Genomic DNA, 23,850 nt, shown 5'->3' on the forward strand with positions numbered 1-23,850 from the left:
CTTAGATCCTCGGAACCCAATAGATGATGAGATAGAGCACGACCCACGAGACGACCACGAAGTCCCAGTAGAAGGCGTTGTCCGACACGTCGCTGAGACGGCGTCCGGCCTTGCCTTTTTGCGTGAACATGAGAGCCGCAAGCACGATTGTGTCCCCGACATCGGTAAGAAGATGTGAGGTGTGAAGACCAAGCAGGAACCAGACAATCGACCCGTAGGCATTCTGGTCCCAGGAGATCCGGAGCGCTGGAAATTCCCAGATGCGAACGATCAGGGGAAGAATTCCGGCAATCGACATGATCACAATGCCGATGCGGACCCTGGTGAGATCCTGCCGCCGCGCCCAAAGCTCCACCAGATGGTTGGGCACGACGCTCGCAAGCAGCATGATCAATATCGTCGTGCCTGGCAAAAGATCGGGCGCCGGCGCGCCGACCGGCCAATGCTTGGCCAGCACGGCCAGATAGAAATAGGTACCGATCGCCAAGGCAAAACCGGTTGCTTCCAGAGCGATGAAGGCAAGGGTGCCCCACCACATGGGGCTTGCGGCGCCGAAATCATATGTCGGCAGATGGCTGACGTCGGCGACCGGGCGGTGTCTCATTCCTCGTCCTCCGGCTCGCCTTTCGGCCAGAACCAGCAGATAAAGCTGATCGAGACCGGTATTGCACCCCACACCACGGCCCATGGCGTGTAGATCGAACCGAGAAACGCGCCGCCCACCGCGATGGCCGAAAGCAGCGGCCAGATCGAATTGCCGGCCGATGGCTGGCGCAGTTGCGGCACCGCGTCGGCGACCGTGCTGGCAAGCACTTCGCGGGCATCGACGCGCAAGCCCTCGACGACCGGAAGCGTGTCGGGCTCACCCCAGAGCGGCTCCCTATGCGTTACGACCGGCAGGCGCGAAAAGTCGTAGGAAGGCGGCGGCGATGTCGTCGCCCATTCCAGCGTGCTCGCCCCCCAGGGATTGTCTCCGGCAATGCTGCCGCCGCGAAGACTGAGCAGGACGTTCAGGAAAAAAAGCGCAAAGGCGGCGAACACCACCAGCGACGAGACGCTGATGAACAGGTTCATCTCGCCCCAGCCGCTTGCCGGCGGATAAGTGTAGACGCGGCGCGGCATGCCCTGCAGGCCGAGAATGTGCATGGGAAAGAAAGTGAGATTGAAACCGAGGAAGACCAGCCAGAAATTCCAGCGGCCGAGCCTCTCGGACAGCATGCGACCGGTGATCTTGGGAAACCAGTAATAAACGGCGCCGAGCAAAGGGAAGACGGCGCCGCCGATCAGCACATAGTGGAGATGCGCGACCACGAAATAGGTATCGTGCACCTGCAGGTCGAGCGGCACCGAGGCGACCATGACCCCGGTCAGGCCGCCGATCACGAAGGTGAAGATAAAGCCGAGTACGAAAAGCATGGGCGTGGCGAAGATCGGCCGGCCACCCCAGATCGTCGCAATCCAGCAGAAGATCTGGATGCCGCTCGGAATGGCGATCATCATCGAGGAGGCGGTGAAGAAACTCTCGCCGAGCTGCGGCAGGCCGGTGGCGAACATGTGATGCACCCACAGCCCAAAGGAAAGCAAGCCAATAGCTATCAGTGACAGCACGATCCCAAGATAGCCGAACACTGGTCGGCGGACGAAGGTGGGCAGGATCGCGGAGACGAAGCCGGTTGCCGGAATGAAGATGATGTAGACCTCAGGATGTCCAAAGAACCAGAAGAGGTGTTGCCACAGCAGCACATCGCCTCCGGCTGCGGGATCGAAAAATTTGGTGCCGACCAGCCGGTCGAGGATCAGCATCGTGCTTGACACCATCACCGCGGGCATGGCGAACAGTATGACGAACGCCATGATCAGGACCGACCAGACATAGAGCGGGATACGATCGAGCGTCATGCCCGGTGCACGTTGCTTGAACACGGTCGCGATGATCTCTACGGCAACCGCCAGTGCCGACACTTCCGTGTAGGTCACCATCTGCGCCCAGAAGTCGGGGCGCTTGCCGATTCCATATTCGGGCCCGGCGACCGGCACGTAGGAGAACCAGCCGGCATCCGCCCCCGTGTCGAATGCGAAGGCGATCCAGATCATCAGGCCACCCGAAAGATAGACCCAATAGCTGAAGGCATTGAGCCGCGGGAACGCGACGTTGCGGGTGCCGATCATCAGCGGCACAAGGTAGATCGCGAACGCCTCCATTATCGGCACGGCGAACAAGAACATCATCGTCGTGCCGTGCATGGTGAAGAGCTGGTTGTAGAAATCGGGGCCGATATGACCGGCCTCGGGCGTTGCGAGCTGAAACCGCATGGCGAGCGCCGACAGGCCCGCCAGGACGAGGAACAGAAAGGCTGTTACCATATAGCGCCGGCCGATCAGCTTGTGGTCGACCGTCACCAGCCAGCCATACAGACCTTTCGGTGTCTGCCAGGCATGCGCCAGAAAGGCGTGCAGCCGCGCCTCCTCGAGGCCGGTGTCGCGTATACCTTTTAGACCCTTTTCCTGCTTTTGCCCGACTGCCTTTCCCGCGATGCCGCTCATTCGAGGCTTCCAAGATAGGTGGCGACCGCGTTGAGATCGTCGGCGCTGAGCGCAATACGCGGCATTTTGGCGCCGGGTTTCGTCGACTGCGGATCGGCGATCCATGCGGCAAGCGCACCGGGTGTCATCGCCAGCGTATCGGCGGCCAATGCGCGTCGGCTTGCGAGATGAGTAAGGTCAGGCCCAATGGTTCCGTTGGCCGGCGTGCCCCTTACAGTGTGGCAGAGCGCGCAGCCGGTGGAAAGAAAGGCTTGCTGGCCGCGGCGTTCTTCGTCTCCGACGGGCGCGGCTGCGGCGGCATCTTGCCTCGATCGCCACATGTCGAACGCCTCGCGGCTTTCCGCGATGACGGTGATGGCCATATGGGCGTGCTGGTAGCCGCAGAACTCGGCGCATTGGCCTCGGTAGACGCCGGGCTTATCGGCAATGAGGGTGAGTTCGCTCGGCCGGCCCGGGATGAGGTCCCGTTTGCCAGCGAGGCCTGGCACCCAGAAGCTGTGAATGACGTCCGGCGAATCGAGCTTGATCTTGACGGGCTCGCCGACAGGGACATGGATTTCATTGGCCGTGACGATCATCCGCGATTGATTATCGCCGGGATAGCGTATCTCCCACCACCATTGATGCCCGGTGATGCGAACGGTGAGCGTCTCTGTCCCGCTCAGCGAGGCAACGGATCGGCCCGCGAAGAAGCTCGTTAACGTCAGCGCAGCCAAGATTAACACGGTCGACGCTGTGGCGCCTACGACAGCGCGGCCGAACCGGCGCTCCCGGTGGTTGTCGATACGCAGCGGCGAATGGCCTGCTCTCGCCCGGCGCCGGTGGAAAAGCGCCATTGCCATTGCCGCCATGACAAGCAGCCATGTTGTCGTCGCAACCGCGCCAAAGGACCAGATGAGATCAAGAATGCTGCGGGCATTGGAACCGCGCGCATGGAGCGCGGATTGCCAGTCGCTGCATCCCGTCAAGGCCAATATTGAGGCGGTGCCGGCCGGGTTCGCGATGCCTGCAAGGTGATTGCCGAACGAGCTTCGAGCTGGATGCGAAAGGCTAGCCGATACGGATGGTCGTCTCCGTTTCCTGGGGCGGACCACCGGGCTCGTGCACCTTGCCATGAAGAAATCACCATCAATGCCAGAGGCCATAACGCGATTGGTTGTAAAAGGATGCCTTGGCAACCACCCTTCAGTTCAAGGAATGTGGAATGGCGGGAAGCTGGGCCTGCCGGCTCAAACGCTAGGCGGACGCAACCAAATGGTCGGTCTGTCGTTCCTCCGGCAAACGCCACGCCGCAAACCGTCAGGACCGAACTCATGAAAAACACAGGCAAAACAATCAGCGGAAACCGGACCGTCCCAGGTAAAGACGATCGCCTCAACCAAGGCCGCGAAAGCAGGGCACGAAAGCCCAAAGAGCAAGCTGATGATCCCGCCAACAACCATCCCGAAGAGGACCCGGCGGAGGGTTCGCGCCACACGGTTGAGCACGAACTGGACCGACAGGATCGATTGGGGCGGGGCGCATCTCAATCCACCGGCGAAGCGAAGCGTGCGCGTGACGAATTGCCGGAGCAGGTCAGGCAGCAGACCGAATTGCCGGGCCGAGGCTCGGCCTGACAAAGTCCGAATTTCGCGACCTTGCCGAGGCGGCGACGCGCGCAGGCTAGCGCGCCGCTCTCGCTACAGATGGCGACCCGATGCTGGATTTTTGAGTGATTATCTCGAAGTCAGGAACGATCCAAACCCTCACGCATTTAGCTACGTCTGCGTCACAGAATTCATCTCTGCCGGGAGCTGCACCGTTGTCCTCCAGGGGCTATGCTTTGGCCAACCAAGAAACCGAGCAAGTTTCGATCGTTGACCTGATACCCGCCTTGCGGGCCTTTGCGCGTACCTTCTGCCGCAGTCCGGACGATGCGGATGATCTTGTCCAGGAAACGTTGACCAAGGGTCTTGCCAACCTCGACAGATTCGAAGCGGGAACCCGGATGAAGTCGTGGCTCTTTACCATCATGCGCAACACCTTCTACACGCGCATAAAAGCTGCCGACAGGGAGAGCCCGGGGCTGCTCGACTGCGCCTCCCTGGTTCCCGTTTCGGAGGCTGCGCAGGAGTGGTCGATCCAGCGCAAGGAAGTTTATAGCGCCATCCAGCAACTACCGAGACAACAACGCGAGGTGTTGATGCTGATCGGAGTTCTCGGCGTGAGCTATGAAGAAACGGCCAAAATCTGCGGCTGTGCGGTGGGAACGGTTAAAAGCCGTCTCAACCGCGCACGCGCCGGCGTACTCGAGCGTCTTGGGGAAAATTCGCTGCAGACGCTGCTGGAAAGGCGCGGTCACGTGTCCGAAGGACGTTTGGGCTTCGGCACACGATAGGCGAGGCAGCTAATTCCTCTTTGCCGCCAGCCGACGCTTTTCGACGAGCGCGTTCTGCAATTGAACCGCCAGGTCTTTCAGCCGATTGGGGACCTTCTCCTGCTCTATCGCCGCCAGCAAGGAGGCTATTTCCCGGTCCAGCACCAGACTGACCTGCGGATCAATGTTATCGTCGCTCGAGCGAGACATCGTGTTCCCTACCAGGTTCTATCCTCGTCATGTTGCCAGCACAGAACCGAACTGCTCAATAACGCTGCAGGGCCGTCTACGCCAACAAAACGAACCCTGGTCATTATTTCCACAACTGCGGGCAGCGTCGAGCCGATCAACGCGCCGGGCTTCGTTTATGACCTGCTATTTTGCGCCGAGCGTCCGCCAGTTTGGACGTCGCGGCTCAGCCGGTATCACATCACCCGACACTTGTCGCAGCAGGCGGAAGCACCGATCGGGGCCAGATCCAAATCGGATCGATGCACTGCCGTCAAGTTGACCTCACGCTGCGCTCTTCATCGACGCCCGAACCCGCGCCGGGCCGTAATGTTCCAACCGGTACGAGCATGAAGGCAGTTCCATCCCACAGGCGGAATGGCCTCTCGCCATCGATCACAACCTGCATGCCGTATGCTTCGGCGAGGTGATTGATCTCGGAGCGATCCAGCGCTGGAGAGCCGCGATAGGAGTAGTTCAGAATTGCAGCCATGCCCGGTCGTTTCAGCACGCGCCCAATCTCCTTCAAGTATCGCTCCGCGAGTCCGGCCAGCACCAGATAGGGAAAGCTGTCGACGGCCAGCACGCAATCGAAGCTGGCGTCGCCGAAATCGGCGAGATCGAGGCCCGAGGTCAGCCGGAGTTCCACATTTGGCAGCGCGGCGCACCGCTCAAGCCCGATCGAAATCATGCTCGGCGATATATCGATCCCGACGACCCGCAGCGCGGCGGGGGAAAGCGCGATTTCAAAACGCCCGATGCCGCAGCCAATGTCCAGTATACGAAGTCCGGCGCCGGTGAAGCCTTGTCCTTGCAGCCACGCGGTGATCTCAGCGGTGGCAGCCGAGAGCTTTTCCTCATCGCCGAGGGACGACAACTGGACGCTTGCCGCCGATGAAATCCTCGCTGCCGCATCGAAGCTCGACGCAAGTCGCTGGACCACCGCTGCATCCGTTTCCGCTTCGTCGCGTCGATGGCTAACAGCAGCACCTGTTTCGCGCAACAGCGCCAAGGTATCGGGCCTGTGACGGAGCAGGCTGGCGACCCGTTGTAGCTTGTCCTGGTTTTGAAGATCCGTCGAAGACATGTCCTGTGCGATCTGAGCCAGCTCGCCAGCGTCTATGCCTGCTTCGAAAAGAAGTGCGAGCCTGGCGATGATCGTTTCGGCGCCGGCGCCTTCCGACATCCAATGCTCGATCGCTTTTCTTGCGGCCGATGCCCGTGGCGAATGTCCGGCCCCGCTCACGGGATCGAGCCTCGAGTCCAGATCCTGTGCTTTGTCCATTGATCGACGGCGCCCCAACTGTACTTGTAAGCCTCGCGCCCGCGCAAAAAGTCGAACTCGCTAGCGCCTTCTCGAAGTGCCTCGGTTATGGCGTGGCCGATTAGGATCGCGCCGGGACTGACCTCGGCATAGTCTGGGTCGAAACCGCCAAGATAGGCATAGGCGCGCTGACGATGGTGAAAGCCGTAATAGGCACCTATGACCTGGTCGTCGATGGCTATGAGCCAGCATCGGACAAGACCATGCGCGGCGAGCGGGGGCAGTGCGTGGCTATGGAACTCTTTGACATTGGGGCCGTTCAGCACGCCGTCACCATAACCGGCCCAGCGCGCGCCGTGCAGGCGAACCAGATGATCGAGGAACAATCGGGGATCGTTCTGTGCCGGCCAGACCGAGACACGGCCGCACCCGCAAGCGGCTCTGTACGCGCGACGCAATTGTCGCCGTCGCCGTGAAGGAACGCAGCCTGCAAGCCGGTCGTCACCGGCAATCGCGAGTACGGGACAAGCCGCATGGTTGACGGCCTCGCTGGCTTCCATCGCGGGATGGCTGATGGCGAGGCCGGCAGCGTCGGCCGGCAGGTCCGGTAGAATCCATTGCGACCATTCGATCTTGGCAACCACGTCGGCAATGATGCCGGCAACAGCCATTTCGATGCCGGGCAGGCAGAGAATGTCCAGATAGTCGCTCAGGGAGATTCCGACCGGAAGCAGCCTCGAACCAGAAATTGCCCGTTCCCGATAAAGCGGCGCCAGTCCTGCCAAATCCTCGTCACGCCAGACCGCAATCGTCGCCAGTTCGCCAGGTGCGAATGCTTCCCACCATGCAAGCAGCCAGGCAGGGGACTGAAAAGGCGTCGCCGTCCGGCTGGATGCCCAGAGCCGCCACCAGTGGGGCTCCAGAGCGGCAAGGGCGGTGGGATCATCGATCACCTCGCCGCGCAGCATGCCCGCTCACCCTGTCGCTACTGCAGGCCTGCTGTGGCCGGTGCCGAGCCGAGCAAGGGCATGATAGGTGTCGATGTACGACGAGACCATGCGATCGAGCGAAAAGCGGTGCCGTGCCGCGGCGCGGCATGTCTCGGGGTCGAGGTCGGATGACGCGATGATGGCCTTCGCCATGTCGTCGACATTGTCGACGAGAAAGCCGGTGCTGCCGTGTTCGACCACATCCGGCAGCGCTCCGTTTGGAAAGGCAATCACCGGTGTGCCGCAGGCGAGCGCCTCCATCGCCACAAGCGAGCTGGTCTCGGGCGCTAGGCTCGGAATAACGAGGCAGCGAGCCGCGTTGAGGAACCGGCGTTTCGCCGCAAAACCGAGCGGACCTAGGAAGCGGCGCTGCCTGTCGATCCGCGGCCGAACCTCGTCGTCGAAGTAGCGCGTGTGGGTCTCGTAGGGATAGACCTTGCCCGCGACAGCAAGCGGGAGACCAGCCTGCTTGGCCGCGTCGAGAGCCAGATGGATGCCCTTTTCCGGACAGATGCGGCTGAGTACCAGCGCGAAGGCGCGCCTGGATCGCCTTTCGTACAATTGATCGATATCGACGCCATTTGGAATCGGCGCAACGAGCATGGCGCCTGGCGGCGCCGTCTTCTGTTGGGAGGCCGACACGGCATGCAGCCATAGATCATCGCGCGCCGGGCGCAGGGCGTCGGCGGGATACCAATCGAGCGGCAGGTGCAACGATACGAGCGTCGGGCCATCGTCAGGCAGATAGGCGTCGAAATCAATGCCGTGAAGGTGGACGACATCGATCGGCCAACGGGCCCGCGCCGCCGCAATCGCGGTGCGATGAGCCTGTCGTGCCCGGATTTTCGCCGCATCGTCGAGCACGCCTGGCTCGGCAGGCGTTTCAACGAGAATGCCTGCTGCCTTGGAGCCCTGGCAGCCGACCACGATGGACGTGTGACCCGCGCGTACCAGCGCCTGGTCGAGCATCGACAGCACTTGTTCGGCTCCGCCGACCGCGTCCGGCCCGGTCGCGGCGAGGGGGTAGGCGACATTCAGGATCGTGAGTGTCATGTCCGATCGAACCAAAGCTTCCTGGAAACAGCGATCCGACGCCAGAACGCCGGACCAGAGCCTCCGCCTGACCAGGCCGGAAAATCATGGGACGCCATCGGGGCGGAACATGTGCTCGATGACATGGTCATATAGCCGTAGCTCCGAATGCCCTGGCCTGCGAAGCGATCACTCCGGGGGCGTAGCGGCGGATCATCGCCGCGCAGAATTCCGCGAACTCCTCCGGCACGAGGGGCGGGCTCGTATGATGCGGCATCATTCCGCGGTGCTCGGGCGTGAAGCAGAAGGTTACGGTCACGTCGAAATCGGCAAGCGCCTCCATCTGCCTGTCGAACCAGTCCAGCGCATTCGGTCTGAAACTGTCGGCCCAGGAAAGCCCGGTACGCAGCTGCGTGACCCCCAACCGCTTCATCCAGGCGACCGCGTCGTCCAGCCTCGGGTCCTCGAAGTGGAACCATTGCGCCAGTCCCATTTCGGGAGTGTGACGAATGAATTCGTCGAGCGCGGGCTTGGGTGTTCCGTCCTGCCGCAGAAGACCCATGTAGAAGTGGCGGTAATAGGAGGAGCCTTCCGCTTCGCGATGGCGCGTCGTTGCTCCCCATTCACGCGGCAGATCGTAGAGGCTGTACCATTGTATGCGTGGCGAATTGCCGAGCAGCAGTTCAGCGGTCCGGCGCAAACCCCAGACCTGTATTTCCTCTGCGCCGAAGCTCGAAACGCCGACCTCGCTGACCCACACGGGAAGATCGGTGACGGTCGAAATCTCGCCAAGCCTCTGGGGCCATTCCTGGATCTGCCAGAGGTTCCAGTCGAGAGGAAAACCATGGACGGCGACCGCATCGACATGGTCGAGCACGCCGAACTGCTTCATCAGCTTCATGAAATCGGCATCGATCGGCGAGATGCCGCCGAGGACCCTGGTCACCGCCGGGTTGGCCACGGCGACTGCCTGAGCGGCCAGGATAGTCATGTCGGCGAAGCGGCGCCATTCGGGGTCCAGCTCAGGGTCCCAGTGAGACTTGTTGTTCGGCTCGTTCCAGATCATCGCGGCTTCAATCATGAAGGTCTCCTTTCGACGGGTAGACGGCGCCGCCGCCGGCGGGTTCGCTTGTGGCGCGGCAGAAATAGACCTCCTGCTCGGGATGCAGCACGATCTCGAAGCCGGCGCTGCGCAGCATCGCTTCGGTGCAGGCACGATTGGGAATCCACCAGTTGGTTGGATCGTCGGCGTAGCGATGCTCGATGAAATGCAGTTTCGGAAATTCCGGTCGATCGAACATATCGTGCGTCCAGAAGGGGTAATTCTGCTCCAGGAGGGGCAGGTCGGAGCTGCCACGCTGCATCGATTGAAAGACCATCAGATCGCCGGCGACGTGCTCGCGGACCAGATCGAGGGCAAGCAGGGGGTGCCGAAGGTGATAAAGCACGCCCATGAACAACACGATATCGAAGGTCTCGCGCAGGATGCCGACGTCGTAGACCGAGAGCAGCTGGAATTCGATGTCGCAATCGGCGATCTCTGCGGCAAAGCGCGCCTGCGCCAGATAGGCCTCGTCGAAATCGATGCCGAGCACGCGGCTGGCGCCACGCCGTTTCATCTCGATCGAATAGAAGCCCGCATTGCAGCCTATGTCGAGCACGGCCTTGCCGGAGAGGTCGGCAGGAATGGCGTCGGCGAACTTGCGCCATTTCACCAATGGATAGTTGCCGAGGAAATGATCAGGCGCGGTTTCGATGCCTGCCAGGTCCATGTTGTGGAACCATGGGCCGAGGGCATCGATGCGACGGCGGATTTCAGCGCTGGACTGGAGCATGGCTAGCCTCCTTCGCCTGGATGAAGCGGTATTTGCGCGTGAGCAGACAGCGAGAGGGGCAGATCCTCAGCTATGTTCAACGTGGCCGTACTGTTCTCCAGCAGCCGAAGCGCCGCGCGGTAGCCGTTGAAGGTGCCGACGTCGACATAGGCTGTGCCTGCCTTGACGCCGAAGGCTTCGCCCCCGGCTGCCAGATAGGCGTTGACAAGCGTGCCGATATATTCGTCGGAACGGTCTCTTTCGCGCCACAACGCCGCAAGCTGGTGAAACACGTGGCCCGGCATCTTGAATGCGCCCCAGATCCAGTTTGTGGCGGCGTCCTGCTGCTTGACCTGGATTGCCTGCACCCGGCCGTCCTGCTCCAGGATGACGGCATCGAAGAGTTCAGGACGGTCTACCGGGAACAGCAGGAACGAAAGCTTGTCATCCGGCAGGCGGCTGAAGCCTTCTTCTGGAAACCAGATCGTATCGGGCAGACCAATCAGGACTGTCTCGTCTGATGCGACGAGGGGCACGGCGCGGAAGATTGCGTCGCAAAGGCCAACGGGGGAGGGCTGCACTACGAAGACAGCGACGGCATCGCCATACCCGGCCGCGTAGTACTCGAGAATATCCGATTTTTCCGATCCGATGATAAAACAGATCTTGTCGGTACCGGCACGCACCATGCGGCGCACCAGATATTCGCTCACCGCACAGGGGCGCTCGGCCGCGCCGTCGATACGACTGCCGACCGGCAAGAGCTCCTTTGAGAAGCCGAGCGGTTGAATGCGGCTGCCGCGCCCGGCGGCAGGCACGATGCCCAACATCAGACTGCTTCCTTCAACGGCTGCTGCGGCGTTGAGCCGTGCCGCGCATCCGACAGGATGCGATCGAGATCCCTGGCGCGTACCGCGGACGTATGTTCATCGAGAACCCGTTCGCGGGCGCGGCGCCGGATTTCGTCGATATCGCTGTCCGGCAAGTGGAGCGCGGCGACCAAATCATCGGTGGTGTCGGCGACGATGATCTCGCTGCCGGGCTTAAAGAAGCTGCTGAGACCTGGCCAGGCGTCGGTGACGATGGCTGCGCCGCAAGCGGCAGCCTCGAACAGCCTGCCCGAGGGACACCAGCCCCTTCTGGCCATTGCCTCGCGTGTTACGTTCAGCGTCAGGCGGGAGGAGCAGAAGAAGGCCGGATGGTCCGCGGGCGGCAGGTGCCTGACGAAGAAGATGTTTTCGCTCCACGGAAACTCCAGTGGATATTGTGCGCCGCCGATGACGAAGCGGCGCTCGGGCAGGCGCAAGGCCGGGCGGACGAGCAGCCTTTCCATACCGGCCTGACGGTCCGCCGCGTAGGTTCCGAGGTAGGACAGATCTCCGGCAAATTCGGCCCTGGCCTCCGCCGGCCGGTGCCGCTCGGGATCGACATGGCCATAGAGCGGCATGACGAGGCGCGCGCCCAGAGTTGTCTTGAGTGCGTCGATTGCGGTTCCGCCGGTATAGCTCAGGACAAGATCGAAATCTCTAAGGCCCTCGGGTCCGAAATAAGGCGGAAGTTCACCTTGTTCGATGCGGGCAAGCGTAACGGGCGTATCCAAATCATAGAATACCTTCAAGCCGCGACATGCGCTTTGGGCCAGACGTGAAGCGTCGACCGCGTCGGGGCAGTAGGAGGTGACGATCACGACGTCTGCCTGCTCGATCGCGTGTTCGGCGATCTGGCGGATGACCTCCCAGTCGGGGTAGACAAGGATATCGCCGCCGTCGAGATGATGGAGATCGCGCGTTCGGGCGTAGTAGGGCGTGTCGTGTTCGAAGAATGTGACCGACCATCCCATCCCGCCAAGGGCACGGATCAGCCCGCGCCACAGCGTGGCATGCCCGTTTCCCCATGAGGACGTGACGGTGAGACCAAAAATGACCATCCGCATCTGGCTGTCCTCATCAGGCCGCTTCGTTCAAGCGGATCAGCTTAGAGCCCCAGTCGCCGGAGACGATTGTCGTGATCGAAGCGGGATCGATGTCGAAGCGAAAACAGTCTCCCGGTGACAGGCCAAGCACGCCGCACACGGCTCCCTTGATCACATCGGCGTGGCTTACCAGTGCGACGGCCTTGTTCTGGTGGCGTTTGCGAAGGCGCTCGATCAGCGAACCAATACGGCGCTGGACGTCCAGCATGGTTTCGCCGCTGGGCGTCATCGCCTCCTGTCGGTGGTCGTTCCATCGTCGCCAGGCGGCGTCGCGGCTCAATTCCTCGAAGGTCCTGCCCGACCAGACGCCGAAGTCGATTTCGTCGAGTTCCTCACAGATAATGCAGGTCCCGGTGCCGCAAAGGGCAGCAACCGGATCCGCAGTCTCCTGCGTGCGCTCGCGCGGGCTGCAAAAGACGGCTGCAATAGGCTCGCTTGCCATGCGGCGGGCCAGGCGCAGGGCTTGGGCCTTGCCTGTCTCGCCAAGGCGAATTCCCGCGATGCGTCCGGCAAGATAGTCGCCGACATGGTCATGCGCCGCGTGGCGGATCAGGAAGAACGTGGTCGTCATTCCGCGGCATCGAGCATCGGCTCGTCCCTGCCGGCGATGAAGGAAAGCGTGCGCAGCCGAGCCTCGGCGTCTGTGAACTGCTCGGGTGGCGACTTCATGAAGTAGCTGCAGGGTCCGGTCAGGGCGCCGGCTATGCCTCGGTCGAGTGCCAGCTTGGCGCAGCGCACCGCATCGATCACGACTCCGGCCGAATTTGGCGAGTCCCACACTTCCAGCTTCAGCTCGGCATTGAGCGGCACGCCGCCGAAAGTCGTGCCCTCGACGCGGATATAGGCCCACTTGCGATCGGTAAGCCAAGGCACATGATCGCTTGGACCGACATGGATATTGCCGGCTTCGAGCGGTACGTCGATCTGGCTCGTCACGGATTGCGTCTTGGAGATCTTTTTCGATTCCAGTCGTTCTCGTTCCAGCATGTTGAGGAAGTCGGTGTTGCCACCGAAATTGAGCTGATAGGTGCGGTCGATGCGGACGCCGCGTTCGCGGAACAAATTGGCAAGCAAACGGTGGACAATCGTCGCACCGACCTGGCTTTTGATGTCGTCGCCGACCAGCGGCAGACCGCGCTGTTCGAAGCGGAGGCGCCATTCCGGCCGTGAGGCAATGAAAACAGGAATGCAGTTGACGAAGGCACAGCCGGCTTCAAGCGCGCATTCGGCGTAGAAGCGTGTTCCTTCCTCGGATCCGACCGGCAGGTATGAGATCAGCACGTCGGCGCCGCTTTGCCGAAGCTGTGCGCCGACGTCGGCGACCGGCTCTTGCGCCTCCTCGATCTGATCGCGCAAATATTTGCCGATGCCGTCAAGCGTCGGTCCGCGCTCGACGCGAACGCCTGTTTTTGCCACGTCGGCAAAGCGGAATGTGTTGTTGGGTGCGCTGTAGATGGCTTCCGCGACATCGCGGCCCACCTTGCCCTTGGCGATGTCGAAAGCGCAGACCACCTCGATGTCATCGACGTGATAGCCGCCGAGATCAGCATGCATGAGGCCCGGGATCGGCTCGTTGCCTCTGGCGTCTCGATAGTATGTGAGACCCTGGACAAGGGAAGACGCGCAATTGCCCACCCCGGCTATAGCAATCCGAACCTTTTTTGATTCCACGAAACTGCCGCCATGTGCTGTTGAGGTAAGTTCCATGGCCGAACTGTCGGCGCCCCAGAATGTTCCTTGCGATACGGAAAAATTACAAAGCTTGCGCTAGCCGCCGCAAAATCGGCCACTTTGAGCGGACCAACAGCGGCCGGTCTCAATCGAGGTTTCGCAGCATGTCGGCTTCCTGCTCGAGAATGGCAGCCACTTCCTCACGTTCGAGGTGCGTCATCATCAGGCTAACGCAACATTCGAGATAAGTAATCGAAGCTCTTCGCAGAAAGGCGGCCGTCTCCTGGGCGGCCATCTGCTCTAAGTCTTTGGCGGATCGTTTTGGCTGCACAGCAAGGCTCTCCATGGCAGGTCCTATGGCTCAACCCCAAAGTCCGGCAGGATGTTCCGTGTTCGTGAAAAAAGTGAACCATGAACTCCGCCAGACCAAAGCCTGCCCGCCGAGGAGCTTGCAGGCGATAAGACGGGCTTAGGCCGGCAGGTCCTGCAGCTTGCCCAGAGAGGGAGGGATGGTTTTTGCAATCGGTGCCATCGGGCCATCCACCCGGCTTGTCTCGAGCTCGGCGAAATAGGCAATCGTTTGCACCAAGCCATGCCGGAGCGGTACCTTGGGCGACCAGCCGAGAAGTGCCTTTGCGCGGGATATGTCGGGCTGCCGCCGGCGAGGATCATCCTGCGGTAAAGGCAGGAACTTCAGAGCGGGCCTGATGCGGGCCATTTCGCTGACCAGTTTCGCCAGCTCAAGGATGGTATATTCTCCCGGATTGCCAAGATTGACTGGCTGGCGTGGATTGGGCTCGGCATCCATGAGCCTAAGCAGGCCATCCACCAAATCGGTGACGAAGCAGAAGGATCGGGTCTGCTTGCCATCGCCGAATATCGTCAGCGGTCGCCTTTCAAGAGCTTGCACGATAAGGTTCGAGACGATGCGGCCATCGGCCGGATCCATTCGCGGACCATAGGTGTTGAAAATCCGCGCGACGCGCGTGTCGGCCTTGCCCGCCCTCAGATAATCGAAGCAGAGGGTTTCCGCCGTTCGCTTGCCCTCATCGTAACAGGCGCGCGGGCCTGTGCAGTTCACATGGCCGAGATAGTCTTCCCTTTGCGGATGCTGCTCTGGATCGCCATAGACCTCACTGGTCGAAGCTTGCAGGAAACGAGCGTTATTTCGAGCGGCGAGATCAAGCAGGTTCAGTGTCCCGATCACGCAGGTCCGGGTGGTATGGATCGGGTCCGCCTGGTAGCGCGGCGGCGATGCGGCGCAGGCCAGGTTGAAGATGCGCTCGACTGGTTCCCCCAGTTTCAAAGATCGGCAAATATCCTGCTCCACCAACCGGAAGCGCGGATGATTCATGATCGGTCGGATGTTCTCCATGCGGCCCGTCAGGAAATTATCGACGCAGATCACACGGTAGCCGCACTCGATCAACTTCTCGCTAAGATGCGAACCGACAAAACCCGCGCCGCCGGCGACGAGCACCGTCGGCGTCCGCCGCGCCTTTGTTTTTGACTGCCGCGTCACGATTTTCTCCTGTCTGCCAATCATGCTGCACTCCCGATGTCCAGGACCGGAGGTTCCTGCCTCGACCGGGTCAACAGCGAAACCAATTCGCGAGCTCTTGCCGCGCCAGTATGTGACGCCAGTACAAGGGCTTGCGCCTTCATGGCCATGCTGAGCCTGGCACGCTCCGATCGGCCGCACAGGATCTCGATCACGTCTTGAGATCGAGCGGCGGTGTGGATCGTCGACTTGGGGAAGAAGCTCTCCAGCCCCCGCCAGCGATCGCTGATGATCGGCGTGCCACAAGCGGCTGCCTCGAAAAGCCTTACGCTCGGCGACCATCCAGCCGTGATCATCGACTGGCGGGTCAGGTTCAGCGTGTAGCGTTGGCGGCTGTAGAACTCAGCATGATCGGTGGGCGCCAAATGCTCGATGCGTTCGACATTGTCCGGCCAGGCCGTATCCGGCGGATATTGCGAACCGGCGACGACAAAGCGTTTGTCCGGCATCTGGCGCGCCGGTTCGAGCAGCAGCGCCTCCAATGCCATCTGCCGGTCCGAGCTGTAAGTCCCAAGATAGCCGAGATCCCAGTCGACTGCGTTTCCGGTTCGATGATGCCGTGCCGGATCGACGGAGCAATGGAGCGGCTCGGCCCGCCGCGCACCAAAGTCCGTGACGAGACGGGCAAGCGTCGGCCCGCCAGTGAAAGAGAAATAGATATCGAAATACGGTACCTGCCGCTTGCTCAGATAGTCGCAGTCATCCTCGACGAGCTTGGCAAGCGTCACCGGCGTATCAATGTCATAAAAGCAGAATTGCCCGACGCAAAGTGCAGCTAGAATGTCGATAACCGCCTTTCCCTCCGGAACGAAGGAGCCAACGACCACGACGTCGGCCCGCTGCAGCTCGCGGGCATAGTTGCGATGAAGCTCGGCGGTTGTTTCATAGTAGCGCAAGGTGCAGAAATCGGGATCGCGAAGATCGCGATGGTTTGCGTACCAGGGTGTCTCGCGCTCCAGGAAAGTGACGCGATGACCGAGTTCGTGAAGGCCTTTTAGCAGCCCTCGAAACGTCGTGGCGTGGCCGTTTCCCCACGATGAAGACAACGACAGGCCGAGAAAGACGATGTCGAGCCGTTTCCTCATTCCGCTGCCTCCACGGTGGGATGTTCGAAATGCCGTTTGAACACCGCGTCGGCCACGGCAGCCCTCAACGCATAGGTGTGTTCAGCCAAGACGCGGCGAAGCGCGGCTGCGCCGATCGCCTTTGCCCGTTCGACCGTCAGGGTGGCCATGATTTCGGCGACATCATCGCCATCGCGCGCCATCAGGATTTCCTCGCCGGGAGTCAGGAACAATTCGACTCCGAGCCAGGCATCCGAGATCAGACAGGCGCCCGCGCCCGCGGCCTCGAAAACGCGCGTGGCTGGCGAGAAGCCGTTCGCTGCCATGCTGTCACGGCTGATGTTCAACACCGCCTTTGGTGTGACATTGAAAGCGTTGTGATCCCGCGTTCCGACATGGCCGAGCCATGAGACATTGGCCGGAAGCGGTTTGTCGCCCCAGCCCGACCCGCCGAGCAGGAAGCGCTGCCCGGCGAGCTTGGCGGCTGGATCTAGGAAAAACGCCTCGACCCGCGTTTCTCGGTCCGGCAGACGATTGCCGAGGAACGCGAGATCGCAGACGAAACGGTTGTCTCTGGCGACGGGATGATGCGTCTCCGGATCGAGTCCATTGTAGATCGGCACGCACTCGGTCGCACCCATCGTGCGGTAGGCCCAGACGACCGGATCGCCGCCGCCATAGGTGAGGACCAGATCAATTTGCCGCAGCGCGTGGTGAAGCGGGTGATCCGGCTCGGCACGCAATTGACCGAGGGTCGCCGGGGCGTCGACATCCCAGAATACGGTAAGGGCATCGGCGCGGGCGTTGTCGAGCACGGCGCGCAGCAGCGCATCATCCTCGAAGCCTACGCCGCTCGCCTTGACGACGATGTCGGCTTCGGCTGCGCGCGCCGCAACCTGCACAAGCGCATTGGCGGTCGCTTCGTAAACGACGACGTTGCACCAGTCCGGTGCATCCATGTCGCGGTTTTTCTGTCTGTCATATGCGTCCGGTTCATAAAAGGTAATTTGGTAACCCAGTCGCGACAGTGCCTTGAGCAGTCCGCGATAATAGGTCGCCGCGCCGTTCCAATAGGACGACAGCAGACTCGATCCGTAAAATGCCATCTTCATGCAAGGGCCTCCTCAGCGACGACTGGATTGTTGGCTTGATGACGCCCGCATTCGGCGAGCACGTCGAACAATTCGCGCACCCGGTGGCGGCAAGTGTGTCGCGCGCGGATGGTTTCGAGGCCGGACCTTGTCAGCGAGGCGGCCAGCTCCGCGTCGTTCAGTACGTCGCGAAGGTGACGGCGCATCTCTGATCCGTCGTGGGCGAAAAGAAAGTCTGTGCCTGGTCTGAAGAGTTCTTCCACGTCGCTCCACGGGGCCGAAATGAGCGGGATGCCGCAGGCGAGTGCCTCGAACATGCGGATCGTTGGTATTCCCGGCAGGCTCTCCCGATAGGGCCGCCGGGGAATGTGGACGGTGAGGCGATGTTCCGCGAAAGCCTTCGGCACGTCCGCGTTGGCGATCCAGCCCTCGTAGCGGAGCCCCGCGGCGGCAAGATCGGCGAGCGCTTCTCGCGGATAACGGACGCCGTGAACGGTCCCGGACAAGCCAAGTTCGCGCACCGGGTTGACGAGGAACTCCTGGATTTCGGCGCTGCGCTCATCGTCGCCCCAGTTGCCGATCCAGATGATGTCGGATCTCGAGTCGACTTCGGGGTGCGGCTGGAACAGTCGCTCATCCGCTGCCTCATGCCAGGTGAACGCACGCTTGCCCCAGCCGGTGCGGAGGTAGGTCTCGCGCAGCGCCTCACCGAAGGCGAGCACGCCGTCATAGTGCTCCAACCGTAGCGCCGAGATCGACTGCGTGGCGGAAACCGCACGATGGTGCGTGTCGTGGAACAAAAGCGTGAAATTGCCCCTTCTCGCCCGCACCTTCCCGATCTCCGCGACAAGTCGAGGGTCCGTCCACTCGTGGACGATGACCACGTCGGCATCCGACAGCCAGCTTTCGTGATCGAAGGCATCCCCATATGTAACCGGCACCAGCTCGGGAAAGTCCTTTCGGAAGCGTTCGACCGCGAACGGACCTTTCTCCGCCAGCAGATTAGAGCGGCTCCAGCCGTCCGCCGGTTCCAGCGCAAACGCCTTGTGTCCGCAGGCAATGAGCTCGCGCATGACGCCCCGCAGGAAATGGGCGTTGCCATGATTCCAGTCGGAGTCGACGGAGTGAGTGTAGAACAGGAAGCGCATCGTCAATGTTCCGCCACGGATAGAGCCGAGCGGCCGTAGATGTCGCGCATGGCGGCGGCTTGTTTTGCAAGCGAGAACCTGCGGGCACGGCGTGCAGCGGCCTGGCCGAGCCGTTTCCTATGTTGATCGTCGCAACACAGACCGTCGACACATTTGGCGAGGTCATGCGGATCGCTGGCATTGTAGAACAGTGCCGCCCCGTCCCATAATTCGCGATAGGTAGGAATATCCGCCAGCACGAGCGGTGTTGCCGATGTTGCAGCCTCCAGAGCGGCAAGCCCGAAAGGTTCGTAAACCGACGGCGACACGAAGACGGCGGCTCGCGCCATCAGCAAACGGACTTCCTGATGTCCGATCGAACCCAGGGCTGCAACGTTGCTGAAATGGGCTACTTGCCCATCGGGACCGTGAACGGACCCGGCAGCAAAAACGGGCCAGCGGATCAGCGATGCCGCGTGGTCGAGGGTGACTGAATTCTTGCCTTCATCCCACCAGCGCGCGGCGGCGAAGACAACGGCTTCCCGCCTCGCGGCCACCGGGCCGGGCCGGGTGCCGTTGTTGACGACGCTGAGGCCCGGAATTGGTCCGTAGCAGGCTTCAAGCATGGCGGCATGGCTTCGGCTGGGCGCAATCACCGCGTTCGCGCGATCGAAACCGGTTCTGTTGCGGTCCCTCTGCCAGGTCCATTCGCCGCCGGCATCCTGTGCCTTCACCGCACGCAGCCATGTCACCACACATGAATGCGACACCGCCACGACCGGGCAGGGGAGATCGAGCCCTACTGCCTGTGCCGGCGCGTTGAGGTGGGCGAGATCGATGGCGTATTCACGAACGAGGGCGCACAGCTCCTGTGGCAGCCCGTCCAGGTCGGCCTCGTTGCGGGTCATCCAATCTGGCGGAGTCTCGAGCCATACCAGCTCCGCGACGGTCTCGGCTTCCTCGGCCTGCTCGGCGGATGGCTTGGGGCCAAGCCCGGCAAGAACGACACTATCGCCGCCGGTGATCAGTTCACGCGTCAGATCGAGCGCATAACGCCAGACGCCGCCGACTGCGTCGACCGTCATCAGGATGCGTCGCTGGCGCGGGATCAGTGACTGCAACATGCGGCCTCCAATTCGGTTAGCGCACGAGGATGCTTTTCCTGGATGTCGCTAAAGGTGCCGAACGAGGCGAGATAATGCTCGTGCGCGCGCTCCCAGGCTAAGTCGTCGGGGTCACCCCAGAGCTCGCGATAGCTCGGTGAACTGGGATAGGGATAGAGCGGCACCGGTTCGTTTGCCCAGACGCCGCGGTCGATGAGATGCTTTCGCCAATATTCGACCAGAGCCGGATCATCTTCGACCGATCCGATGAGATTGGCTTGAACGAAGGGGACATGACGCCGCGCGTCGACAAGCAATGCGGCCAATTCCTCGGTTCCCAGCCGGCAGCGCTTCGCCAGCATGGCGCGTCCTTCCATCGTCAGGCTTTCGAGCCCTGCCTCGATCGAGACACAACCAGCGGCGCCAAGCAGCTCCAGGAGCTCGGGTTTCCAAAGATCGATGCGGGTCTGGACACCGAATTTGACATCGCGATCCACAAGCACTTCCAGCAGCGCCTTCTGCGGGAGGAAAATCTCATCGATGAAGTAGATATAGCCAACACCCTGAGCGATCAGCCGATCAATTTCCGCCGTCACTACATCGTGGTTCCTGCGCCGATACGCATCGCGGAAATCGATCTTGGCGCAGAAGCTGCAATTGTAGGGGCAACCGCGCGAAGCCTCGACTTCGGCACCTAAACCAAACTGCTTCTCATCGAAGCGATGATGGTGATGAGTATGGCTGGCGAGCCAGTCGGACGGCCATTCGAGCGGGGCATGGTGGACAAAGGGGCTGGCGTGGACGAGGCCGTCGCCGGCAAGTTCACCATTTTGCAGATATGCGGTGTACGGAACCGCGCTCCAGTCGTCGCGTCGGCCAAGTTCCGCGACGACCTCCTCGCATTCGCCGCGCACGACGATATCAGCCCCAAGCTTGCGCAGCGTTGGTGCCGGTGTCGCCGAGCCATGCGGGCCGACCGCGACGGTGCGGCCGCCACGGCCGGCGAGACGGTTGAGGAAATCGGCCGGCACGCGCAACTCAGGTGGGGCGCAACGCCAGAACAGATAAGTCGGCGCGGTGCTGACCACGGTCATGGCCGGGCCGAAGTCAGCGACACGCGCGGCAAGCTGGCTGTTGTCCTGCTGCTGGATTTGGCCGTCCAGCATCAGCACGTCGTGGCCATCGGCCTCAAGCATCGCTTTCGAATAGCCCAGTTCGAGCGGCAAGTGCGGCTGACGGCAGCCGAAGTAGATGCTCTCCTCATAGGTCCAGAACGGATTGACAAGGGCTACTCTCATGCCACGCACCTCGCGGGCTCAGGCTGCGGTTCGAGGCGATTGCGCCGCAGCCAATCGGCGAGATGGCGGACCCCTTCGCGCCAGGAGACCGCCGCTTTCCAGCCGAGCGTCATTTCGATCCGACGTGTGTCGGCAACGAAGAACGGCTGGTCGCCGGTGCGTTCGCGCTCATAGCGGATCGAGACGTCACGGCCGGTGATGCCGCTGATCTCCTCCAGCAGCATGCGCAGGCTGATCGCGTTTTTTGGTCCGCCACCGAGATTGAATGCCTGTCCGCTGGCCTCCTCGATCCGGGCAAGTGCCGCGCGATAGGCCGCAACGGCATCGGAAACATGAAGGATGTCGCGCACCTGGTTGCCGTTGCCGTAGATCGTGATGGGGCGGCCGGACAAGGCGCTGAGCAGAAAATGCGCCACCCAGCCCTGATCCTCAGTGCCGAACTGATGCGGCCCATAGATGCAACTCATCCGCAGCACAACGGTCGGCAGCCCGTAGGATTTGGCATAATCGAGCACATATTGATCGGCCGCGCCTTTGGAGCAGCCATAGGGTGTGCAGAAATCCAGGCCGCGGTTCTCGCCGATGCCGTTGGCACGGATAGCGGGATCACTAGGCACCCAACGGTTATCCTGCTCGAACACCGCGATGTCGGGGAGCCCGCCATAAACCTTGTTGGTGCTGGCGAAGATCACCGGGATGCATCGGTCGCTTCGACGGGCGGCTTCGAGAACGTTGAATGTTCCCCGAAGATTTATGTCGAAGTCTTCGCTCGGCTGCACGAGGCTCGTGGTCACGGCCGTCTGCGCGGCAAGATGGAATACAGCCGCCGAATTCGCCACAAGCGGCAGCAAGGCGTCCGCGTCCCGGACGTCGACGGTTTCCACGGCGATGCGATTGCCATGCTTCTGCTTCAGCCATGCCAGGTTCTGTTCGACACCGGGGCGACTGAAATTGTCGATGATCAGAACCGGGGTCGCGTCGGACAGCAGGCTGTCGGCGAGGTTCGAGCCGATGAAGCCGCTGCCGCCGACAATCGCGACGTGGGCTTCGCGAGGGTTGCGCAAGTCGGACGTCATGATACCAGCCCCCGCTCTTCCAGTTCGCGTCTCATGTCGGCGCCGCGGTCGATTGCGACCGTGCCGCGCACCCAAGCGACAAACTCATCCAGGGAATTCTCCAGCTGCAGCCGTGGTTCAAAGCCGAGCAGATCGCGTGCTTTCGAGATGTCAGCAAAGCAGTTTCGAATGTCGCCCGAGCGTGCCTTGCCAAGGATTTCCGGCGAGCGCTCCGGCACATCCATCGCATCGGCCAGCAGCCGGGCGACCTCGCTGACGGCATAGGCGCGCCCGCTGCCGACATTGATGACATGGCCGCGCGCCTGGCGTTGTTCCAGCGCGAGCCGAAAGGCGCGGGCGACATCGCGCACATGCACGAAGTCGCGCTTCTGCTCGCCATCTTCGAATATCATCGGCCGTTGGCCATTGGCCAGCCGCGAGGCAAAATTGGCGAGTACCCCGGTGTAGGGATTTGACAGCGCCTGCCCGGCGCCGAAGACATTGAACAGCCGCAACGCCACCGCATCGATGTCATAGGCTTCTCCGAAGATCAGCACCGCGCGTTCCTGCGCGTATTTGGTCAGGGCGTAGATCGAGGCGAGGTCGACCGCTTTTTCCTCGTCCGTCGGCAGCGGCGACAGGACGTCGCCCTCCGCCGACAAGGGATTCCATTGCCCGTTCCTGACGCCTTCCGGCCGCCGCCGCGCATTGCCGACGCGCCGGCCGTCCGGCGACGCATAGAGACCCTCGCCGTAGACGCTCATTGACGAAGCGACGACGATCCGTTGGACCGGGTGTCTGATCAGTGCTTCGAGCAGGACAGCGGTGCCGAGATCGTTGGTTCCGACATAGCGGGCGATCTCATACATCGACTGACCGACACCAACTTCAGCTGCTAGATGAATGACGGCATCGACGCCCTGCAGCGCACCAGCGAGCGCATCACGGTCGCGCACGTCGCCCCTGATCAGCTCGGCTCCGGCCGGAATGCTTACCGCTTCCCCGCCATGCACCTGGTCCAGCAGCGCGTCGAAAATACAAACTGCGTAATCGTGCTCAATGAGTTCTTGGGCGACATGTCGGCCGATAAAGCCACAGCCGCCGGTGACCAATATGCGTCTCACGACAACTCCTCACGCAAACCCGCCTTGGCGTTCCGAACTTTTTCGCAAAAGCTTTGTTCCCTGAGCATCAACAAAGATCGATCCGCGGTACGCCAAGCGCACGCTGGAACATTGCAGGCTCTTCGATGTTAGAGCCTAGCGATCGGCCCGTTACGGCGCGCCACCAATCATCCGATCATCGGGATTGATGGGTCTGAAAATCGGCGAGGGAAGGCCCGGTTGCTAACCTTGGGAACCGAACGGAGATTTCAATGTCACAAGCAAGGACGACGACCGATCATGACGAAATCCGCCAATGGGTCAGCGACAGAGGCGGCCGCCCTGCCGTGATACGCACCTCGGGCAAGGGCGGTATCCTGCGGATTGACTTTGGCGAGCCGGAGGAAACGCTGGAGCCCATCGAATGGGACGAGTTCTTCCGGATTTTCGACGAGAATGATCTGGCCTTCCTTTTCCAGGAAGAAACGGGCGGCGGTAACGCCAGCCGTTTCAACAAGTTCATCGAACGTAGCCAGAGCGCCTGACGGCTCGTGTCTAGTGCCGACTGCTGAACGAGA

25 protein-coding genes are annotated in these 23,850 nt (G+C 61.6%); 3 read left to right on the forward strand and 22 right to left on the reverse strand.

Annotated elements, in window-relative coordinates; genetic code table 11:
- Position 1: 1 nt before the first annotated feature.
- From NKJ89_RS29020 to coxB, 3 genes are read right to left on the reverse strand one after another with little or no spacing between them, the layout of a single operon-like run.
- Positions 2-604, reverse strand: a complete 603-nt coding sequence (locus tag NKJ89_RS29020) for a cytochrome c oxidase subunit 3 (protein WP_352607575.1) — start codon at positions 602-604, stop codon at positions 2-4.
- Positions 601-2,544: a cytochrome c oxidase subunit I gene (gene ctaD, locus NKJ89_RS29025; RefSeq protein ID WP_352607577.1), complete on the reverse strand. Its 1,944-nt coding sequence runs from the start codon at positions 2,542-2,544 to the stop codon at positions 601-603. The genes NKJ89_RS29020 and ctaD overlap by 4 nt, the downstream gene beginning before the upstream one ends.
- Positions 2,541-3,518, reverse strand: coding sequence for a cytochrome c oxidase subunit II (gene coxB, locus NKJ89_RS29030; protein ID WP_352607579.1), 978 nt, complete (start codon positions 3,516-3,518; stop codon positions 2,541-2,543). The genes ctaD and coxB overlap by 4 nt, the downstream gene beginning before the upstream one ends.
- Positions 3,519-3,857: 339 nt before the next feature.
- Between coxB and NKJ89_RS29035 the strand changes: the two genes are divergently transcribed.
- The gene (locus NKJ89_RS29035; RefSeq protein ID WP_352607581.1) at positions 3,858-4,160 is read left to right on the forward strand and encodes a hypothetical protein; all 303 of its coding nucleotides are present in this window, start codon (positions 3,858-3,860) and stop codon (positions 4,158-4,160) included.
- Between the two features lie 206 nt (positions 4,161-4,366).
- A complete protein-coding gene (locus tag NKJ89_RS29040; protein ID WP_023758291.1) occupies positions 4,367-4,921 on the forward strand; it encodes a sigma-70 family RNA polymerase sigma factor in 555 nt (184 codons plus the stop codon).
- A gap of 9 nt (positions 4,922-4,930) precedes the next feature.
- Here NKJ89_RS29040 and NKJ89_RS29045 read toward each other — a convergent pair whose 3' ends face one another.
- From NKJ89_RS29045 to NKJ89_RS29135, 19 genes are all read right to left on the reverse strand, one after another.
- Positions 4,931-5,110: a hypothetical protein gene (locus tag NKJ89_RS29045; RefSeq protein ID WP_023758292.1), complete on the reverse strand. Its 180-nt coding sequence runs from the start codon at positions 5,108-5,110 to the stop codon at positions 4,931-4,933.
- Between the two features lie 292 nt (positions 5,111-5,402).
- Complete coding sequence (locus NKJ89_RS29050) at positions 5,403-6,140, reverse strand: class I SAM-dependent methyltransferase (RefSeq protein ID WP_352607583.1); 738 nt, start codon at positions 6,138-6,140, stop codon at positions 5,403-5,405.
- A 230-nt stretch (positions 6,141-6,370) separates the two neighbouring features.
- Positions 6,371-7,360, reverse strand: coding sequence for a GNAT family N-acetyltransferase (locus NKJ89_RS29055; protein ID WP_352607585.1), 990 nt, complete (start codon positions 7,358-7,360; stop codon positions 6,371-6,373).
- A 6-nt stretch (positions 7,361-7,366) separates the two neighbouring features.
- Complete coding sequence (locus tag NKJ89_RS29060) at positions 7,367-8,434, reverse strand: glycosyltransferase (RefSeq protein ID WP_352607587.1); 1,068 nt, start codon at positions 8,432-8,434, stop codon at positions 7,367-7,369.
- 127 nt (positions 8,435-8,561) lie between these two features.
- A complete protein-coding gene (locus NKJ89_RS29065) occupies positions 8,562-9,494 on the reverse strand; it encodes a glycosyl hydrolase (protein ID WP_023758296.1) in 933 nt (310 codons plus the stop codon).
- Positions 9,487-10,248, reverse strand: a complete 762-nt coding sequence (locus tag NKJ89_RS29070) for a TIGR04290 family methyltransferase (RefSeq protein ID WP_023758297.1) — start codon at positions 10,246-10,248, stop codon at positions 9,487-9,489. Before NKJ89_RS29070 ends, NKJ89_RS29065 begins: the two co-directional genes overlap by 8 nt.
- A gap of 2 nt (positions 10,249-10,250) precedes the next feature.
- Positions 10,251-11,057 (reverse strand): sugar phosphate nucleotidyltransferase, encoded by an 807-nt coding sequence (locus NKJ89_RS29075; protein WP_352607589.1) that lies wholly within the window; start codon positions 11,055-11,057, stop codon positions 10,251-10,253.
- On the reverse strand, positions 11,057-12,160 hold the full coding sequence (locus NKJ89_RS29080) for a CgeB family protein (protein WP_352607591.1): 1,104 nt from the start codon (positions 12,158-12,160) through the stop codon (positions 11,057-11,059). The genes NKJ89_RS29075 and NKJ89_RS29080 overlap by 1 nt, the downstream gene beginning before the upstream one ends.
- Before the next feature lie 13 nt (positions 12,161-12,173).
- Entirely contained in the window at positions 12,174-12,770 is a 597-nt protein-coding gene (locus NKJ89_RS29085) for a histidine phosphatase family protein (protein WP_352607593.1), read from the reverse strand.
- Positions 12,767-13,870, reverse strand: coding sequence for an inositol-3-phosphate synthase (locus NKJ89_RS29090; RefSeq protein ID WP_023758301.1), 1,104 nt, complete (start codon positions 13,868-13,870; stop codon positions 12,767-12,769). Before NKJ89_RS29090 ends, NKJ89_RS29085 begins: the two co-directional genes overlap by 4 nt.
- Positions 13,871-14,015: 145 nt before the next feature.
- On the reverse strand, positions 14,016-14,216 hold the full coding sequence (locus NKJ89_RS29095; protein ID WP_352487395.1) for a hypothetical protein: 201 nt from the start codon (positions 14,214-14,216) through the stop codon (positions 14,016-14,018).
- A 123-nt stretch (positions 14,217-14,339) separates the two neighbouring features.
- Entirely contained in the window at positions 14,340-15,416 is a 1,077-nt protein-coding gene (locus NKJ89_RS29100) for a UDP-glucuronic acid decarboxylase family protein (RefSeq protein WP_352607657.1), read from the reverse strand.
- On the reverse strand, positions 15,413-16,516 hold the full coding sequence (locus tag NKJ89_RS29105) for a CgeB family protein (protein WP_023758304.1): 1,104 nt from the start codon (positions 16,514-16,516) through the stop codon (positions 15,413-15,415). The genes NKJ89_RS29100 and NKJ89_RS29105 overlap by 4 nt, the downstream gene beginning before the upstream one ends.
- Complete coding sequence (locus tag NKJ89_RS29110) at positions 16,513-17,607, reverse strand: CgeB family protein (RefSeq protein WP_023758305.1); 1,095 nt, start codon at positions 17,605-17,607, stop codon at positions 16,513-16,515. Before NKJ89_RS29110 ends, NKJ89_RS29105 begins: the two co-directional genes overlap by 4 nt.
- On the reverse strand, positions 17,604-18,734 hold the full coding sequence (locus NKJ89_RS29115; protein WP_352607595.1) for a CgeB family protein: 1,131 nt from the start codon (positions 18,732-18,734) through the stop codon (positions 17,604-17,606). The genes NKJ89_RS29110 and NKJ89_RS29115 overlap by 4 nt, the downstream gene beginning before the upstream one ends.
- 2 nt (positions 18,735-18,736) lie before the next feature.
- Entirely contained in the window at positions 18,737-19,837 is a 1,101-nt protein-coding gene (locus NKJ89_RS29120; protein WP_352607597.1) for a glycosyltransferase family 4 protein, read from the reverse strand.
- Positions 19,822-21,114, reverse strand: a complete 1,293-nt coding sequence (locus tag NKJ89_RS29125) for a TIGR04295 family B12-binding domain-containing radical SAM protein (protein WP_352607599.1) — start codon at positions 21,112-21,114, stop codon at positions 19,822-19,824. The genes NKJ89_RS29120 and NKJ89_RS29125 overlap by 16 nt, the downstream gene beginning before the upstream one ends.
- A complete protein-coding gene (locus NKJ89_RS29130; protein WP_352607601.1) occupies positions 21,111-22,190 on the reverse strand; it encodes an NAD-dependent epimerase/dehydratase family protein in 1,080 nt (359 codons plus the stop codon). The genes NKJ89_RS29125 and NKJ89_RS29130 overlap by 4 nt, the downstream gene beginning before the upstream one ends.
- Positions 22,187-23,293, reverse strand: coding sequence for an NAD-dependent epimerase/dehydratase family protein (locus tag NKJ89_RS29135; protein ID WP_352607603.1), 1,107 nt, complete (start codon positions 23,291-23,293; stop codon positions 22,187-22,189). Before NKJ89_RS29135 ends, NKJ89_RS29130 begins: the two co-directional genes overlap by 4 nt.
- Positions 23,294-23,544: 251 nt before the next feature.
- Here NKJ89_RS29135 and NKJ89_RS29140 point away from each other — a divergent pair, with 251 nt between their 5' ends.
- Positions 23,545-23,817: a hypothetical protein gene (locus NKJ89_RS29140; protein ID WP_352607605.1), complete on the forward strand. Its 273-nt coding sequence runs from the start codon at positions 23,545-23,547 to the stop codon at positions 23,815-23,817.
- The last annotated feature ends 33 nt before the right edge of the window (positions 23,818-23,850 follow it).

Origin of the sequence: Mesorhizobium sp. M0047, from assembly GCF_040323315.1 — a bacterium.
In the GTDB taxonomy this organism is placed as follows: domain Bacteria; phylum Pseudomonadota; class Alphaproteobacteria; order Rhizobiales; family Rhizobiaceae; genus Mesorhizobium.